The sequence below is a fragment of the Aeromonas rivipollensis genome (assembly GCF_010974825.1).
GTDB classification, from domain to species: Bacteria; Pseudomonadota; Gammaproteobacteria; order Enterobacterales; family Aeromonadaceae; genus Aeromonas; species Aeromonas rivipollensis.
On record NZ_JAAILA010000036.1, the window covers coordinates 56,040 to 72,136 of the forward strand.

The 16,097-nt window shown below is 59.9% G+C and carries 13 protein-coding genes and 1 pseudogene; 6 read left to right on the forward strand and 8 right to left on the reverse strand.

What is annotated here, in order from left to right:
- Positions 1 to 6 precede the first annotated feature (6 nt).
- The 8 genes from zapD to G4923_RS19150 form a co-directional block, all read right to left on the reverse strand.
- Positions 7 to 729 carry a cell division protein ZapD gene (zapD, locus tag G4923_RS19115; protein WP_163137993.1) on the reverse strand — a complete coding sequence of 241 codons (723 nt, stop codon included), beginning with the start codon at positions 727 to 729 and terminating at the stop codon, positions 7 to 9.
- A 37-nt stretch (positions 730 to 766) separates the two neighbouring features.
- Positions 767 to 1,381 (reverse strand): dephospho-CoA kinase, encoded by a 615-nt coding sequence (gene coaE / locus G4923_RS19120; protein WP_163137994.1) that lies wholly within the window; start codon positions 1,379 to 1,381, stop codon positions 767 to 769.
- Between the two features lie 18 nt (positions 1,382 to 1,399).
- Positions 1,400 to 2,272 carry a prepilin peptidase gene (locus G4923_RS19125; RefSeq protein WP_163137995.1) on the reverse strand — a complete coding sequence of 291 codons (873 nt, stop codon included), beginning with the start codon at positions 2,270 to 2,272 and terminating at the stop codon, positions 1,400 to 1,402.
- Positions 2,273 to 2,352: 80 nt separating this feature from the next.
- Complete coding sequence (locus G4923_RS19130; RefSeq protein ID WP_106885656.1) at positions 2,353 to 3,594, reverse strand: type II secretion system F family protein; 1,242 nt, start codon at positions 3,592 to 3,594, stop codon at positions 2,353 to 2,355.
- A 130-nt stretch (positions 3,595 to 3,724) separates the two neighbouring features.
- Entirely contained in the window at positions 3,725 to 5,431 is a 1,707-nt protein-coding gene (tapB, locus tag G4923_RS19135; protein WP_163137996.1) for a PilB family type IVa pilus assembly ATPase TapB, read from the reverse strand.
- Positions 5,431 to 5,883: a pilin gene (locus tag G4923_RS19140; RefSeq protein ID WP_163137997.1), complete on the reverse strand. Its 453-nt coding sequence runs from the start codon at positions 5,881 to 5,883 to the stop codon at positions 5,431 to 5,433. The genes tapB and G4923_RS19140 overlap by 1 nt, the downstream gene beginning before the upstream one ends.
- 312 nt (positions 5,884 to 6,195) lie before the next feature.
- Positions 6,196 to 7,059, reverse strand: coding sequence for a carboxylating nicotinate-nucleotide diphosphorylase (gene nadC, locus G4923_RS19145; RefSeq protein WP_163137998.1), 864 nt, complete (start codon positions 7,057 to 7,059; stop codon positions 6,196 to 6,198).
- A 3-nt stretch (positions 7,060 to 7,062) separates the two neighbouring features.
- A complete protein-coding gene (locus G4923_RS19150) occupies positions 7,063 to 7,533 on the reverse strand; it encodes a retropepsin-like aspartic protease family protein (protein ID WP_163137999.1) in 471 nt (156 codons plus the stop codon).
- A gap of 136 nt (positions 7,534 to 7,669) precedes the next feature.
- On the opposite strand from G4923_RS19150, the gene ampD reads away from it, so the two are divergent.
- From ampD to G4923_RS19180, 6 genes and pseudogenes are all read left to right on the forward strand, one after another.
- Entirely contained in the window at positions 7,670 to 8,242 is a 573-nt protein-coding gene (gene ampD / locus G4923_RS19155) for a 1,6-anhydro-N-acetylmuramyl-L-alanine amidase AmpD (protein ID WP_163138000.1), read from the forward strand.
- Positions 8,243 to 8,517: 275 nt separating this feature from the next.
- Positions 8,518 to 9,282: a pyruvate dehydrogenase complex transcriptional repressor PdhR gene (gene pdhR / locus G4923_RS19160; RefSeq protein WP_106885661.1), complete on the forward strand. Its 765-nt coding sequence runs from the start codon at positions 8,518 to 8,520 to the stop codon at positions 9,280 to 9,282.
- 79 nt (positions 9,283 to 9,361) lie between these two features.
- Positions 9,362 to 12,022 (forward strand): pyruvate dehydrogenase (acetyl-transferring), homodimeric type, encoded by a 2,661-nt coding sequence (gene aceE / locus G4923_RS19165; RefSeq protein ID WP_163138001.1) that lies wholly within the window; start codon positions 9,362 to 9,364, stop codon positions 12,020 to 12,022.
- A 165-nt stretch (positions 12,023 to 12,187) separates the two neighbouring features.
- Positions 12,188 to 14,080 carry a pyruvate dehydrogenase complex dihydrolipoyllysine-residue acetyltransferase gene (aceF, locus tag G4923_RS19170; protein WP_163138002.1) on the forward strand — a complete coding sequence of 631 codons (1,893 nt, stop codon included), beginning with the start codon at positions 12,188 to 12,190 and terminating at the stop codon, positions 14,078 to 14,080.
- Positions 14,081 to 14,233: 153 nt separating this feature from the next.
- The gene (gene lpdA / locus G4923_RS19175; protein ID WP_106885664.1) at positions 14,234 to 15,661 is read left to right on the forward strand and encodes a dihydrolipoyl dehydrogenase; all 1,428 of its coding nucleotides are present in this window, start codon (positions 14,234 to 14,236) and stop codon (positions 15,659 to 15,661) included.
- A 104-nt stretch (positions 15,662 to 15,765) separates the two neighbouring features.
- Positions 15,766 to 16,097, forward strand: a pseudogene (locus tag G4923_RS19180) (IS3 family transposase); the annotation flags it as partial.

Sequence of the window (16,097 nt, forward strand, 5' to 3'; positions counted from 1 at the left end):
CGCTCCTTAGCAGCAGGCGAGCTGGAAAGGCACATCGCCAATCGGTTGTTCTACGGTGGGCAGAAAACGCAGGGCGAAGCGGTTCTTGTGGCCGCTCAGGGTCGGGTAGCAGGACTGGGAGCCGATCAGACGGATGCGGATCAACTCGGCCCCCTCGGCGGTATCCTGGAAGAAGCCGTTGGTGGCAACCTGATCGCTGAAGTGCCCCGATTCACGCCACAGCCGCAGCAGCAGGGAGATGGCGTTCATCAGCAGGTTGATGTCGCTGAGCCATTGCTGCATCTGTTGATGGCGAGCCACGGCCGGTGTCACCAGCCAGTGGTGCAGTTGTGGCACGTCGAAGGCGCAGAGGCCACCGGGAATGGAGAAGCGCTGGCGGATGGATCCGAGCAGACGATCCTCTTTCAGGCGGGCGCCGGGCCGTGGCGAATTGAGCAGGCTGCGGGAAAGCTGGGTGCTCTCCTGCTGCATCCGCTGGATCTGCTCGAGGTCAACGTCCGGCAGGCTGGCCCAATGGCTCAGACGCTGGCCGAGACGCTCCAGATCCTTGATCAGATCTGCGCGCAGATCACCGCGCTCCAGCAACTCCTGCAAATCGAACAACCCCTTGAAGAAGGCGATGTGTGCCCAGGACTGGTCACTCTCCAGATTGTCGCGGATCTGGGAAAACAGGGACTCCAGACGAAGATAGGTCCGGCTTTTTTCGTTGAGGGGAAAATCGTAAATCATGCCTAATCCTGGCCAGCCATAAACCGGCCTAGTGTACTCACACTTGGGGGGCTTGTTGAGAGGCAAATGCCAGATATGTCTCGTGCAGCGCTAAAATTCGCTCCCGTATGGTCTCAGTCGTGCCACTCTGGTTGTCCAGCACGTCATCGGCCATCGCCAGACGCTCGCTGCGGCTCGCCTGGGAGGCCAGTATGGCCTGGGCCTGCTCCCGGCTGACCCCGTCCCGGCGACAGGTTCGCTCGATCTGGGTCGCCTCATCCACGTCGATGACCAGCACTCTATCGGCCAGCCCGGTGAGCCGGTTCTCGACCAGCAAGGGCACCACCAGCAGGCAGTAGGGGGAGTTGGCTGCCGCGCATTGGCGCAGCATTTCACTGCGGATGATCGGGTGGAGCAGGGCGTTGAGCCAGGACTTGGCCGCCGGATCGCTGAAGATCCGCTCGCGCAGGGCCCGTCTGTCCAGTCGCCCCTGTTCATCCAGGATGCCGGGACCAAAATGGCTGGCGATGGCGGTCAGGGCCGGGGTGCCGGGCTCCACCACTTCGCGGGCAATCAGGTCGGCATCGACCACCTCTATCCCCAGGGCCGCAAACTGGTTGGCGACGGTCGTCTTGCCGCTGCCTATACCGCCGGTGATGGCTACCACATACATAGATTTGTGATCCCCTTGCTAGAGAACTATGTCCAGATACCAGCGGGTGATGTTATCCCCCCACAGCAGCGCTATCCAGCCCGCGATGGCGAGATAGGGGCCAAAGGGGATGGGTTTGCCCTGATGATGGTTGCGCAGCAGTATGAGCCCTATGCCGATGATGGCGCCGACCAGTGACGAGAGCAGCAGCACTATGGGCAGCGCCTGCCAGCCCAGCCAGGCACCGAGCGCCGCCAGCAGTTTGAAGTCTCCATAGCCCATCCCCTCCTTGCCGGTCAGCAGCTTGAACGCCCAGTAGAGGCTCCAGAGCACCAGATAGCCGGCCATGGCACCGATCACCGCATCGGCCAGTGGCACAAAGCCCCCCGCCAGATTGAACAACAGACCGCCCCACAGCAGCGGCAGGGTGAGCTGGTCCGGCAGCAACATCTTGTCCAGATCGATGAAGGTGAGGGCCACCAGTACCCAGGTCAGCAAGAGTGCGGCCAGGGTACCCCATCCCGGAGCCAGGGTCGCGGCGACGGCGACCGACAACAGGGCGGTCAGCAGCTCGACCAGGGGATAGCGGGCCGAGATAGGCGCCTTGCATTGCCGGCAGCGCCCCTTGAGCCAGAGCCAGCTCAACAGGGGGATGTTCTCCAGCGCGCCTATGGGGTGATCGCAGTGCGGGCAGCGGGAGCGCGGCACCATCAGGTTGTAGGGCTCGGCGGGGGAGGTGGCCACTTCGCTGCCGAAGTAGTCACTGTATTCGGCCTGCCACTCCCGCTCCAGCATGATGGGCAGGCGATGGATCACCACGTTGAGGAAGCTGCCAACCATCAGGGAGAAGAGAAAAACCAGGGAGAGATAGAGCCAGGGCAGGCCCTGGGCCAGTTCGATCAGAGGCACCATAAATCAACCGCTTGCGTTGAGAATCAGGATGGCAGAGGACCAGAACGAGCCATGCCCGCTGGTCGCTCTGCCGAAGGGGCTCAGTGTATCACAGAGCCCAGCTTGAAGATGGGGAGGTACATGGCGACGACCATGCCGCCGACCAGCACCCCCAGCACCACCATTATGATGGGCTCGAGCAGGCTGGTGAGACCATCGACCATATCGTCCACCTCCTGCTCGAAGATGGCGGCTACCTTGGAGAGCATGTCGTCGATGGCGCCGGACTCTTCACCTATCATCACCATCTGGATCACCATGTCGGGGAACAGATCCACGGTGCGCATGGCGACGTTGATCTGCATGCCAGCCACGACCTCGTTGCGTATGGCCAGGGTAGCCGTGCGATAGACATAGTTGCCCGAGGCCCCGGCAGCGGAGACCAGGGCATCCACCAGGGGAATACCGGCGGAGAAGGTGGTGGAGAGGGTGCGGGCGAAACGGGCCATGGCCGCCTTGTGCAGTATGTTGCCAACGACCGGAATGGAGAGGATGAACTTGTCGGTGTTGTCACGTACCTTCTGGGAGCTGCGCCAGGCGCGCACATAGAGGAACACTGTCAGGGCTATGCCGCCGAAGATGGCGTACCACCAATCCTGCATGAAGCGGGAGATGGCAATGATGAATCGGGTGAAGGCAGGCAGCTCGGCCCCGAAGCTCTTGAAGATCTCTTCGAACTGGGGGATGACGAACAGCAACAGTATGGAGGTCACTATGATGGCGACCAGGATGACCATGGCGGGATAGAACATGGCCTTCTTGATCTTGGATTTGAGCGCCTCGCTCTTCTCGCGATAGATGGCGATCCGGTCGTAGATGGTTTCCAGCGCGCCTGACTGCTCCCCCGCCTCCACCAGATCACAGTAGAGGGCATCAAAGTGGCGGGGATGGCGGCGCAGCGCATCCGACAGGGGGGTGCCTGTCTCCACATCGGCGGCGATCTGGCCGATCAGCTCGCGCACCGCCGCTTTTTCGTGGCCGCGGGCGATGATCTGCAGGCTCTGCACCAGCGGCACACCGGCGGAGAGCATGGTGGTGATCTGGCGGGAGATGACGGCGATGTCCATCGGCTTGATCCTGGCGCCGCCCTTGGAAAACATCCCCTGACCCTGCTTGCTGACCCTGGTGACATTGACGCCCTGCTTGCGCAGCTCCGCCTTGACGGTCGTGATGCTGTCGGCCTGCAGCTCACCGGAAACCTTTTGTCCCTTGCGATTGACGCCGTGCCAGCGGAAGGAGAAGACCTTTTTTGGTGCATTCTGTTTTTGAGCTAATGTTGCCATCACTGCATCCTGCAATTGGGCGACGGTGGCCGGATGAGGGTGTTGCCTGTCCGGCTCATCTTGGCTTGAAGAACATCAAAAGGGTGACTGCATGGGCCTCACCCGGCTTGATGACTCGAACACTGCGTATTCAGTTCGTGGTGATCCTGTTGATCTCGGCCAGGCTGGTGACCCCCAGACGGGCCTTCTCCAGGCCGGAGATGCGCAGGGTGCGCATGCCCTCCTTCTGGGCGATGGCGGCGATTTGTAGCGAATTAGCCCCCTGCATGATCAGCTTGGCGATGTTGTCCGACATCAGCATGATTTCATAGATGCCGACCCGTCCTCTGTAGCCTCCCGAACACTCCTTGCAGCCGACCGGCTTGAACAGTCGCAGTCCGGCGGCCAGCTGCTGCTGGGTAAAGCCCAGCTCCTGCAGTTCGGCGTCGGGCACCACCTCAGGGGCCTTGCAGTGATCGCACAGCTTGCGGGCGAGACGCTGGGCCATGATAAGGGTCACCGAGGAGGCGATGTTGAAGGCGGGGACCCCCATGTTCATCATCCGGGTCAGGGTCTCGGCCGCTGAATTGGTGTGCAGGGTCGACAGCACAAGGTGACCAGTCTGGGCGGCCTTGATGGCAATCTCGGCGGTTTCCAGATCCCGGATCTCCCCCACCATTACGATGTCGGGATCCTGGCGCAGGAAGGAGCGCAGAGCACTGGCGAAGGTGAGCCCCGCCTTGGGATTGATCTGCACCTGATTGACGCCGGGCAGGTTGATCTCCACCGGATCCTCGGCGGTGGAGATGTTGACCTCGCTGGTATTGAGGATGTTGAGACCTGTATAGAGCGACACCGTCTTGCCCGACCCCGTGGGGCCCGTGACCAGTATCATGCCCTGTGGCTTGGAGAGCGCATGCAGGTATTGCGCCTTCTGGCGATCGTCGAAGCCGAGCTGATCGAGGTTGAGGCGGGCGGCTGACGAGTCCAGCAAGCGGATGACGATCTTCTCTCCCCACATGGTGGGCAGGGTGTTGACCCGCATGTCCATGGATCTGCTGCGTGAGATCTTCAGCTTGATCCGTCCATCCTGGGGCAGGCGTCGCTCGGCGATATCGAGTCTCGCCATCACCTTGAGACGGGCCGCGAAACGGTTCGCCAGATTGACCGGTGGGGTCGCGACTTCATGCAGTATGCCGTCGATCCGGAAGCGGATCCTGTACTTGGTCTCATAGGGTTCGAAATGCAGGTCGGATGCGCCACGTTTGATGGCATCCATCATGATTTTATGGATGTATTTGACTATGGGGGCATCGTCGTCGGCGGTATTGACGCTCTCGTCGAGGCGCGAACCCTCATCGGACACCTCGAGCTCCGAGATCTCGGCCTCGTCGATGTGATCCATGCCCAGGGTGTCCTGCTCGGTGTCCATCAGCTTGCCGAGGGCGGCGGTGAGCTTGCTCTCCTCAACCAGCAAGGCTTCTGTGTGCAGGCCGAAGCTGAAGCCGAAATCCTCCAGGGCCGACACATTGGTCGGGTCCGACATGGCGATATAGAGGGTGTGGCCCTGGGTATAGATGGGCAGCACATGATGCTTCTCGATAAGCTTCTGATTGAGGTACTTCTGCGGGATCTCGGCCAGGTCGAAGGCGGCAAGATCCAGCAGAGGTACCCCATATTCCAGCTCGCAGAAATCCGCCAGCGCCTTGCTGTCGAGTATGTCGTTCTCGATCAGGAAGGTGACAAAGGGCTTGCGCTGCGCCCTGGCCTGGCTCAGATAGCGCTGTGAGTCCGGCTCACTGAGGAGGGAGGAAGCGGCCAGGCTGGTGGCCAGGCCGCTATTGAGGCTAGAGGTCATTATTTACCTGGGCAATAATCGACAGCAGAGGTTGAGCAATCACCTGTCCATGTCAAAGGGAGATTACCGGCAGTATCTGGAATTGAGCTAGTCAAAATAAACTGATCTGATGTTGTCAATGGAGCTAGAACCCCTGCAGCAGCAGAAGCTGTCGGTGTAGCAGTAATAACCCAGGCCGCGGTTGCGCCCCCTGTAACGGCAATCGTGACGTTTCCTTGAGTTGCGGTTGCAGCTGAAGCGGTCTGAACATCGGTTGTTGCGCATGAGGTGCCATTTGTCTGATAGCAGACTTCAACAGCGGTTTTATATTTGCCGGTTGCAGAAGCAACTTCAGTCATTTTAGCCTTTTTGGTGTAATTCTGGTAAGCCGGCAGGGCGATGGCGGCCAGAATGGCGACGATCGCAACCACTATCATCAATTCGATTAGCGTAAACCCTGACTGTCTTTTCATGTCAAATATCCTTTTGTCCATGGTTCCTGAAAAGTGCTGGTGGAAATCTATCCACACTCCAGCATCTTATCCGAGCGCTTCGGGTTGGCAACAGAGGCAAGGCCCTTGTTAACCACTTTTCTGTCATTTAGTGAAAATGATAGCAAAATCAAGGATTAAATGGTCTCTAATGACGCTTCTCAAGATTGGGGAGGGCCCATCTTCACACTCCTTATGTCGTGGGATCCTGCATATAGAAAAGGCGCCGATGGCGCCTTTTGCAAGTTTCGAGCCCTGTAATATTTTTGGGCCAGGCGGACTCGTTCTACTCGCTCAGCTTTCGATGAAGCGCATCGAGAGGTCCAGCGCCCGCACGTGCTTGGTCAGGGCTCCCACCGAGATAAAGTCGACGCCGGTGGCGGCATAGTCGGCAAGCGTCTCCAGAGTGACGTTGCCGGAGACCTCCAGCCTGGCGCGCCCCTGATTCAGACGGACGGCCTCTTTCATCATGGGCACATCGAAGTTGTCCAGCATCACGATGTCAGCCTGGGCGGTCAGCGCCAGCTCCAATTCGGCCAGGGACTCCACCTCCACCTCCACCGGTTTGCCCGGGTTGAGGCGGCGCGCCTCGGCAATGGCTTCCCGGATGCCACCGCAGGCGAGGATGTGGTTCTCCTTGATGAGGTAGGCGTCGTAGAGCCCGATACGGTGGTTTTTGCCGCCGCCGCAGGTGACGGCATATTTCTGGGCGCTACGCAGGCCGGGCAGGGTCTTGCGGGTGTCGAGCAGGCGACACTCTGTCCCTTCAAGCTCGGCCACGTAGCGGGCGGTCAGAGTGGCGACCCCGGACAGGGTCTGCACGAAGTTCAGGGCATTGCGCTCGCCGGTCAGCAGCGCCCGGGCCGGGCCGTGGAGGCGGAACAGCTCCTGATTGGGGGAGAGGCGCTCGCCATCCTGAACCTTCCATTCCACCTTGACCTCGCCGCCGAGCTGGGCAAACACCTCGTCGACCCAGGGCTGACCGCAGAATACGCCAGCCTCGCGGGTGATGACGCGCGCCGTCGAGATGCGATCGGCCGGGATCAACTGGGCTGTGATATCGGCGCTGGCATCCGGTTGATCCAGTGCGGTGAGGGCATCGCCCAAGTCTTCGAGTAGTGCGGCGCGCACGGCGCGGCTGATGTCCTGTTGTAACATGCCTTATTCCTGCAAGGGTCTGAGAAGCAACTGCCTGTCTTTCTGACGTAATTCCAGCCGGCCCAGGGCATTCATGCCCACCAGGATCTCCTCCCCGTCGGCAGCTGGATTGATAAAGACGGACAAATCGTACAGGGTCAGTGGGCCCATCGCCAGGCTTTCGATCCGGCCCGTCTCGACCAGGATCTGGCCCGCCGCCGTATTGACCCGGCTGCGACCGGTGGCGACGAGGCCGAGGCGCGACGCCACCTGGCTCGGTATGGTCACCCGGGTGGCCCCCGTGTCCAGCAGCAGTTGCACCGGCTGGTCGTTGATGGCACCCTCCAGACGATAGTGACCACTGGCATCGGCCTTGAGCAGCAGCTCGCCGCTGGCGGTCACGGTCGGCTGAGCACCTGAGTAGAAGTAGAGGGTCAGCAGACCCAGCAGTGAGAGCCAGGCCAGCAGCCAGAGACGGCGTGCCATCGGGTGCATATGGGGTCCAGTGCCTTGCAAGTGATGGCTCAGCCTAACACAGCTTTACCCATGGATTCAGAGGCTTGTTTCCGGTTTCTTGCGGCGGCGGGCACAGTCCATGGCGTCCCTCTCCCAATTGTGAGTCGAGTAGACGATGACTGAACCCACAACCATTTTTTCCATCGATCCAGCTGGGTGGTGTGAACAGGCCCGCAGGGTGCCTTCGCCCCATCACAATGAACGGATCGGCCCGGGCGACATCTCCCTGTTGGTGATACACGGCATCAGCCTGCCACCGGGAGAATTTGGTGGCCCCTGGATCGACGATCTGTTTCTCGGTCGCCTCGATCCCGATGCCCACCCTTACTTTGCTGGCATTCATCAGCTAAGGGTCTCGGCCCACTGTCTGATCCGCCGCGATGGCGAATTGGTGCAGTATGTGCCGTTCACTGCGCGAGCCTGGCATGCGGGAGTATCGAGCTGGGAGGGGCGGGAGGCGTGCAACGACTTCTCCATCGGCATCGAGCTGGAAGGAACCGACGAGCTGCCGTACAGCGATGCGCAGTATGAGGTGTTGGCAGGCCTCAGTCGGGCCATTTCTGATCAGTATCCCGAGGTGACGGCATCACGCATCGTCGGCCATTGCGACATAGCGCCGGGTCGCAAGACGGATCCTGGCACCAGTTTCGAATGGCAGCGCTATCGTGGGATGCTCAACTTTGAGTAAAAAATCCAAACATTAGTTTGTGTTTTTAAAATCAATGGCTTGCCTTTTTGGTGAGCCATTTTTCATGCTGTTGGCCAAATGTTATCTGTGAGCAAGCTCATAAATATTGGTCAGACCATTTTCTATGAGCTATATCATGATTTCGCTTTTTTACCCCTAAAGTGGCAAGCTTCGTTCTTGATGCAGATCATATTTTGGGTGGACTTTTTCCAAGCCCTCTGCTAATTTTCGCCCCAATCATAGAATTGGTAATACCAATTTAACAAAGTAGCCTCATGCCCTATATCAAGATAACTCAGCCCAAGCTGGCCGACGCCATCGTCGCCGAGCTGGAAAGCATGATTCTGGAAGGCAGCTTGCAGCCGGGGCAGAAGCTGCCCCCCGAGCGGGAACTTGCCATCCAGTTTCAGGTGTCGCGGCCTTCCCTGCGCGAAGCCATCCAGCGTCTGGAAGCGAGGGGACTCTTGTATCGCCGTCAGGGCGGTGGCACCTATGTACAGAATGCCTTGAGCAAGGGGATCGCCGATCCCCTGTTCGAACTACTCAGTACCCACCCGGAAGCCCAGTATGACCTGCTGGAATTTCGTCACGCGCTGGAAGGCATCTGTGCCTACTATGCCGCGCTGCGGGGGACTGAGGCCGATTTCGAGCGGATCCGCCTGGCGCAGTCCGCCATCGAAGAGGCGGGTCAGCAGGGATCGCTGGTGGTCGAGTCGACCGCCGTCACCCAGTTCTATCTGGCGGTGGCGGAGGCGTCCCACAACGTGGTGCTGCTGCACCTGCTGCGGGCCATGGGCCCCATGCTCGAACAGAACATTTTACGCAATAACGAGATTTTGAATCGCCGTCCGGGAGTGGTAGCCAAGATCCGTCGCCATCGTGCGAGCCTGATCGAGGCTATCCTGTCGGGGGCTCCGGAGCGGGCCAGGGCTGCTTGTCATGAGCACCTGGCCTTTATCGAGGACACCTTGTTGGATATGCAGAGGGAAGACAGCCGGATCCAGCGATCCATGCGTCGGATCCGTCAGCAGGATAACTAATCCCACAAGGCTCTATTGTCGAATGCTTGCGCCCTTCGCCGTGCAATGCCGTGCAATCACAACAAAATAGGAACCAGCCATGTCTGATATCCTGAAGAACGATGTGGACCCGATAGAAACGCTGGAGTGGCTTGCCTCTCTGGAATCCCTGCTGCGTGAAGAGGGTCCGCAACGCGCTCAGTTCATCCTTGAACAGCTTACTGAGAAGGCACGCGTTAGCGGTGTTGACGTGGCTGAGAAGGCGAATCGCGACTACATCAACACCATTCCTGCCAGCGACGAACCGGCTTACCCGGGCGACCTGGAGATGGAACGTCGCATCCGCGCCATCATCCGCTGGAATGCCATGATGATAGTGCTGCGCGCCTCCAAGAAAGACCTGGACCTCGGTGGTCACATGTCTTCCTTCGCCTCTTCCGCGACCATCTACGAAGTCTGCTACAACCACTTCTTCCGCGCTCGCAGCGAGAAGGACGGTGGCGATCTGGTCTACTTCCAGGGTCACATCTCCCCGGGCATCTACGCCCGTGCATTCGCCGAAGGTCGTCTGACCGAAGAGCAGCTGGACAACTTCCGTCAGGAAGTGGACGGCAAGGGCATTCCTTCCTACCCGCACCCGAAACTGATGCCGGACTTCTGGCAGTTCCCGACCGTTTCCATGGGTCTGGGCCCCATCGCCGCCATCTATCAGGCTCGCTTCCTGAAGTACCTGACCGACCGTGGTATCAAGGATTGCTCCGAGCAGACCGTGTACGCCTTCCTGGGTGACGGCGAGATGGACGAGCCGGAAGCCAAGGGCGCCCTGACCGTTGCCGTGCGTGAAAAGCTCGACAACCTGGTCTTCGTGGTCAACTGCAACCTGCAGCGTCTGGACGGTCCTGTTGTCGGCAACGGCAAGGTCATCAACGAGCTGGAAGGTCTGTTCGCAGGCGCCGGCTGGGATGTCACCAAGGTCATCTGGGGTCGCAAGTGGGATGAGCTGCTGAAGAAAGACACTTCCGGCAAGCTGATCCAGCTGATGAACGAAACCGTGGATGGCGACTATCAGACCATGAAGTCCCGCGACGGCGCTTACGTCCGTGAGCAGTTCTTCAACCGTTATCCGGAAACTGCCGCCCTGGTCAAAGACATGACCGACGAGGAGATCTTCGCCCTGAACCGCGGTGGTCACGACCCCCGTAAATTGTTCGCCGCCTTCTCCAAGGCCGCAGCGACCAAGGGCAAGCCGACCGTCATCCTGGCCAAGACCATCAAGGGTTATGGCATGGGCGAAGCGGCCGAAGGCAAGAACATCGCTCACCAGGTCAAGAAGATGGATCTGGGCTCAGTTCGTCACCTGCGCGATCGTTTCAGCCTGCCGGTCACAGACGAGCAGCTGGAAGAGTTGCCGTACCTGAAGATCGAAGAAGGTACCGAAGAGCACAAGTACCTGCACGCTCGCCGTGCCGCGCTGAAGGGCTATGTACCGACCCGTCTGCGCGAGAGCACCACCAAGCTGGAAATCCCGGCTCTGGATGCCTTCGGCCCGCTGCTGGGTGAGCAGGCGCGCGAGATCTCCACCACAATGGCGTTCGTGCGTTCCCTGAACGTGCTGCTGAAAGACAAGTCTATCGGCAAGCGCATCGTTCCGATCCTGGCCGACGAAGCCCGTACCTTCGGTATGGAAGGTCTGTTCCGTCAGATCGGCATCTACAGCCCGCACGGTCAGCAGTACACCCCGCAAGACCGCGACATCGTCTCCTATTACAAGGAAGACAAGCAGGGTCAGGTTCTGCAAGACGGCATCAACGAGCTGGGCGCCATGTCCTCCTGGCTGGCTGCTGCGACCTCTTACAGCACCAACGATTGCCCGATGATCCCGTTCTACATCTACTACTCCATGTTCGGCTTCCAGCGGATCGGCGACATGGCGTGGGCAGCCGGTGACCAGCAAGCCCGTGGCTTCCTGCTGGGCGCGACCTCAGGTCGTACCACCCTCAACGGTGAAGGTCTGCAGCACGAAGATGGTCACAGCCACATCCTGGCCGGCACCATCCCGAACTGCATCTCCTACGATCCGTCCTACGCCTATGAAGTAGCTGTGATCGTGCAGGACGGTCTGCGTCGCATGTACGGTGAGAAGCCGGAGAACGTCTTCTACTACATCACCACTCTCAATGAAAATTATGCGATGCCGGCCATGCCGGAAGGCGCCGAGGAAGGTATCCGCAAGGGTATCTACAAGCTGGAGTCCGTGGCCGGTAGCAAGGCCAAGGTACAATTGCTGGGTTGTGGCTCCATCCTGGGCCACGTCCGTACCGCCGCCCAGATCCTGGCCAGCGAATACGGCGTGGGTTCCGACGTGTTCAGCGTAACCTCCTTCAACGAGCTGGCTCGTGATGGTCAGGACGCCGATCGCTGGAACATGCTGCACCCGACCGCGGCCGCCCGTGTGCCCTACATCACCTCGGTACTGGGTTCCGAAGCCACTATCGCCGCGACTGACTACATGAAGTCCTTCGCCGAGCAGGTGCGTGCCTTCGTGCCGACCGAGAACTACCGTGTACTGGGTACCGATGGTTATGGCCGTTCCGACAGCCGTGCCAACCTGCGTCGTCACTTCGAAGTGAACGAGTTCTATGTCGTTGTCGCTGCCCTGACCGAACTGGCCAAGCGCGGTGAGATTGACAAGCAGGTTGTGGCCGACGCCATCGCCAAGTACGGCATCGATGCCGACAAGGTTAACCCGCTGTACGCGTAAGAGGATTGAGCGCCCTGTCCGGACTTGCGTGCCGGACAGGGCCTTGCCCAGGTTAATGCGACATAAGGGTAAGAGGACATACAGGGTCCGGACGGCAACAACGAGCCGGAACCTGCTCTTGCCAAGGTTAACGCGATAAACGTACGCGTAAGAGGATAAAGCACAATGTCCAAACAGATTATGGTGCCGGATATCGGTGCCGATGAAGTTGAAGTGACCGAGATCATGGTCGCCGTGGGTGACAAGGTCGAGCTCGACCAGTCCCTGATTGCCGTGGAAGGTGACAAGGCCTCCATGGAAGTCCCGGCTCCGGCCGCGGGTATCGTCAAAGAGATCCTGATCAAGGTGGGCGACAAGGTTGCCACCGGTTCCCAGATCATGATCTTCGAAGCGGAAGGCGCTGCCGCCGCCGCTCCGGCTCAGGCTGCCGCTCCGGTTGCCGCCGCACCGGCTGCCCCTGTTGCTGCCGCTGCCAAAGACGTGCACGTACCTGACATTGGTGACGACGAAGTCGAAGTGACCGAGATCATGGTTGCCGTGGGCGACATGGTTGAAGCCGACCAGTCCATCATCGCCGTGGAAGGTGACAAGGCCTCCATGGAAGTACCGGCACCGTTCGCGGGCCGCGTGGTCGAGATCAAGGTCGCCACCGGCGCCAAGGTCTCTACCGGTTCCCTGGTGATGGTATTCGAAGTGGCTGGCGCTGCGCCTGCTGCTGTTGCTGCTCCGGCTCAAGCCGCCGCTCCCGTGGCTGCGGCCCCGGTTGCCGCCGCTGCCAAAGAGGTCAACGTACCTGACATCGGCGGTGACGAAGTGGAAGTGACCGAGATCATGGTCGCCGTGGGTGACAAGGTCGAAGCCGACCAGTCCCTGATCGCCGTGGAAGGTGACAAGGCCTCCATGGAAGTCCCTGCACCGTTCGCCGGTGTGGTCAAGGAGATCAAGGTGAAGGCGGGTGACAAGGTCTCCACCGGTTCCCTGATCATGGTGTTCGAAGTGGCTGGTGCTGCCCCTGCCGCCGCCCCGGTTGCCCAGGCTGCTGCCCCCGTTGCCGCACCTGTTGCTGCCGCTGCGCCGGTTGCTCAGGCTGCTGCCCCGGCTGCCGCTGCCTCCGACTTCGTCGCCAACGATGCCTATGTTCACGCCTCCCCGGCGGTTCGTCGTCTGGCCCGTGAGTTCGGCGTCAACCTGGCCAAGGTGAAGGCTTCCGGTCGCAAGGGTCGCATCGTCAAAGAAGACGTGCAGGCTTATGTGAAGGATGCGGTCAAGCGCGCCGAGTCCGCCCCAGCTGCAGGTCAAGGCAATGGCAACGGCATGAACGTGCTGCCATGGCCGAAGGTAGACTTCAGCAAGTTCGGTCCGGTCGAAGAGCTGGAACTGACCCGGATCCAGAAGATCTCCGGTCCTGCCCTGCACCGCAACTGGGCCATGATCCCCCACGTCACCCAGTTCGACGAAGCCGACACCACGGATCTGGAAGCCTTCCGCAAAGAGCAGAACATGCTGGCCGAGAAGCAGAAGCTGGATGTGAAGATCACCCCGCTGGTGTTCATCCTGAAAGCCGCCGCCAAGGCCCTGGAAGCGCACCCGCGCTTCTGCAGCGCCCTGTCCGAAGACGGCAGCAAGCTGATCATGAAGAAGTACATCCACATCGGTGTGGCGGTTGACACTCCGGGGGGCCTGGTCGTACCGGTCGTTCGCGACGTCAACAAGAAGGGCATCTATGAGCTGTCCCGCGATCTCGCCGAGATCTCCAAGAAGGCCCGTGCCGGCAAGCTGACCGCTGCCGACATGCAGGGCGGTTGCTTCACCATTTCCAGCCTGGGTGGCATCGGCGGTACCAGCTTTACCCCGATCGTCAACGCGCCGGAAGTGGCCATCCTGGGCGTTTCCAAGTCCGAGATGAAGCCGAAGTGGAACGGCAAGGAGTTCGTGCCGCGTCTGATGCTGCCGCTGGCACTGAGCTATGACCACCGCGTCATCGACGGTGCCGACGGTGCTCGCTTCGTCACCACCCTGAGTGGTGTGCTGTCCGACATTCGTCGACTGGTTCTGTAAATGTAAATGAGAGGGCGAGCACAGAGCTCGCCCTTTTCACTTCTCATTTCATTAACAAAATTATAAACTTGCCCCGTTTTTTTCACGGCTGCAGCCGCCTTCTTTGGCATAAGACTGTGCTGTCCGGGGATATAGAACGACAAAGAGGTCATGATGAGTAAAGAAATCAAAACTCAGGTCGTAGTACTGGGTGCTGGCCCTGCCGGTTATTCCGCTGCTTTCCGTGCCGCCGATCTGGGTCTGGATACCGTTATCGTCGAGCGCTACTCCACCCTGGGTGGCGTCTGCCTGAACGTGGGCTGCATCCCCTCCAAGGCGCTGCTGCACGTTGCCAAAGTGATCGAAGAAGCCAAGGCGCTGGCCGAGCACGGCATCGTCTTCGGTGCTCCGCAGACCGATATCGACAAGGTGCGTCTGTGGAAAGAGAAGGTCATCAACCAGCTGACCGGCGGTCTGGCCGGTATGGCCAAGATGCGTAAAGTCCAGGTTGTGAACGGCTTCGGCAAGTTCACCGGCCCGAACACCCTCGAAGTGGAAGGCGCCGACGGCAAGACCACCGTCACCTTCGACAACGCCATCATCGCGGCCGGTTCCCGTCCGGTGAAGCTGCCCTTCATCCCCCACGATGACCCCCGCGTCTGGGATTCAACCGATGCGCTGGAACTGACCACAGTACCGGGCAAGCTGCTGGTTATCGGCGGCGGCATCATCGGCCTGGAGATGGGTACCGTTTACTCCTCCCTGGGTTCCGAGATCGACGTAGTGGAATTTGCCGATCAGCTGGTACCGGCTGCGGACAAAGACATCGTCAAGATCTACACCAAGCGCGTTGCCAAGAAATTCAACATCATGCTGGAGACCAAGGTCACCGCAGTTGAAGCCCGTGAAGACGGCCTGTACGTCTCCTACGAAGGCAAGCACGCCCCGGCCGAGCCGGTTCGCTACGACAACGTGCTGGTCGCGGTCGGCCGTGTGCCGAACGGCAAGCTGATGGACGCCGAGAAAGCCGGTGTTGCCGTCAACGAGCGCGGCTTCATCGAAGTGGACAAGCAGCTGCGTACCAACGTGGCTCACATCCACGCCATCGGTGACATCGTCGGTCAGCCGATGCTGGCTCACAAGGGTGTGCACGAAGGCCACGTGGCGGCCGAAGTCATCGCCGGCAAGAAGCACTACTTCGACCCGAAAGTGATCCCGTCCATCGCCTACACAGAGCCAGAGATGGCCTGGGTCGGTCTGACCGAGAAGGAAGCCAAGCAACAGGGCCTGAACTTCGAAGTCGCCACCTTCCCCTGGGCTGCTTCCGGCCGCGCCATTGCCTCCGATTGCGCCGACGGCATGACCAAGCTGATCTTCGACAAAGACAGCAACCGCGTCATCGGTGGTGCCATCGTCGGTACCAACGGTGGTGAGCTGCTGGGCGAGATCGGTCTGGCCATAGAGATGGGTGCCGACGCCGAAGATCTGGCGCTGACCATCCACGCTCACCCGACTCTGCACGAGTCCGTGGGCCTGGCAGCCGAAGTGTTCGAAGGTTCCATCACCGACCTGCCGAACGCCAAGGCCAAGAAGAAAAAGTAATTTTCTTCCCCCGCTTGCATAAAAAAGCCGCTCGAATGAGCGGCTTTTTTGTGGCTGTTGTCCCGTCCTGAATATGGTTTACACCTTTCCCCCACATAAATGGAGACCCCGACAACCAGACGCCCGAACAGCGCATCAAGGAGCTCGAACAGCAGCTGGCGCTGATGAGCCAGAAGGCCCAGTTCTTTGAGGCCGTCGTTGATGTCCTGAAGAACGACTACGGCGTCTCCATCGTAAAAAAGCGACCCGGCAAGTCCTCTCGCAGCGGCAAGTCGAGAGGCTGACCATCGTCAGGGCTTGCCTGTTTCTGGGAATAAGCCGTCAGGCTTACTACAAGCGCAATCGGGTTGCAGACCTGCGCCACGCACAGGGGCTGCAGGAGGTGCGCTTCGTGCGTCAGGTACGACTGCGCCAACCGCGGGTCGGTACTCGCAAG

Bases quoted from the DNA above. Each gene is read 5' to 3' on its own strand.
- lpdA (WP_106885664.1), top strand. From the start codon at position 14,234: ATGAGTAAAGAAATCAAAACTCAGGTCGTAGTACTGGGTGCTGGCCCT.
- G4923_RS19125 (WP_163137995.1), bottom strand. From the start codon at position 2,272: ATGGTGCCTCTGATCGAACTGGCCCAGGGCCTGCCCTGGCTCTATCTC.
- tapB (WP_163137996.1), bottom strand. From the start codon at position 5,431: ATGACCTCTAGCCTCAATAGCGGCCTGGCCACCAGCCTGGCCGCTTCC.
- aceF (WP_163138002.1), top strand. From the start codon at position 12,188: ATGTCCAAACAGATTATGGTGCCGGATATCGGTGCCGATGAAGTTGAA.
- zapD (WP_163137993.1), bottom strand. From the start codon at position 729: ATGATTTACGATTTTCCCCTCAACGAAAAAAGCCGGACCTATCTTCGT.
- pdhR (WP_106885661.1), top strand. From the start codon at position 8,518: ATGCCCTATATCAAGATAACTCAGCCCAAGCTGGCCGACGCCATCGTC.
- G4923_RS19130 (WP_106885656.1), bottom strand. From the start codon at position 3,594: ATGGCAACATTAGCTCAAAAACAGAATGCACCAAAAAAGGTCTTCTCC.
- G4923_RS19150 (WP_163137999.1), bottom strand. From the start codon at position 7,533: ATGCACCCGATGGCACGCCGTCTCTGGCTGCTGGCCTGGCTCTCACTG.
- ampD (WP_163138000.1), top strand. From the start codon at position 7,670: ATGACTGAACCCACAACCATTTTTTCCATCGATCCAGCTGGGTGGTGT.
- aceE (WP_163138001.1), top strand. From the start codon at position 9,362: ATGTCTGATATCCTGAAGAACGATGTGGACCCGATAGAAACGCTGGAG.
- coaE (WP_163137994.1), bottom strand. From the start codon at position 1,381: ATGTATGTGGTAGCCATCACCGGCGGTATAGGCAGCGGCAAGACGACC.
- G4923_RS19140 (WP_163137997.1), bottom strand. From the start codon at position 5,883: ATGAAAAGACAGTCAGGGTTTACGCTAATCGAATTGATGATAGTGGTT.
- nadC (WP_163137998.1), bottom strand. From the start codon at position 7,059: ATGTTACAACAGGACATCAGCCGCGCCGTGCGCGCCGCACTACTCGAA.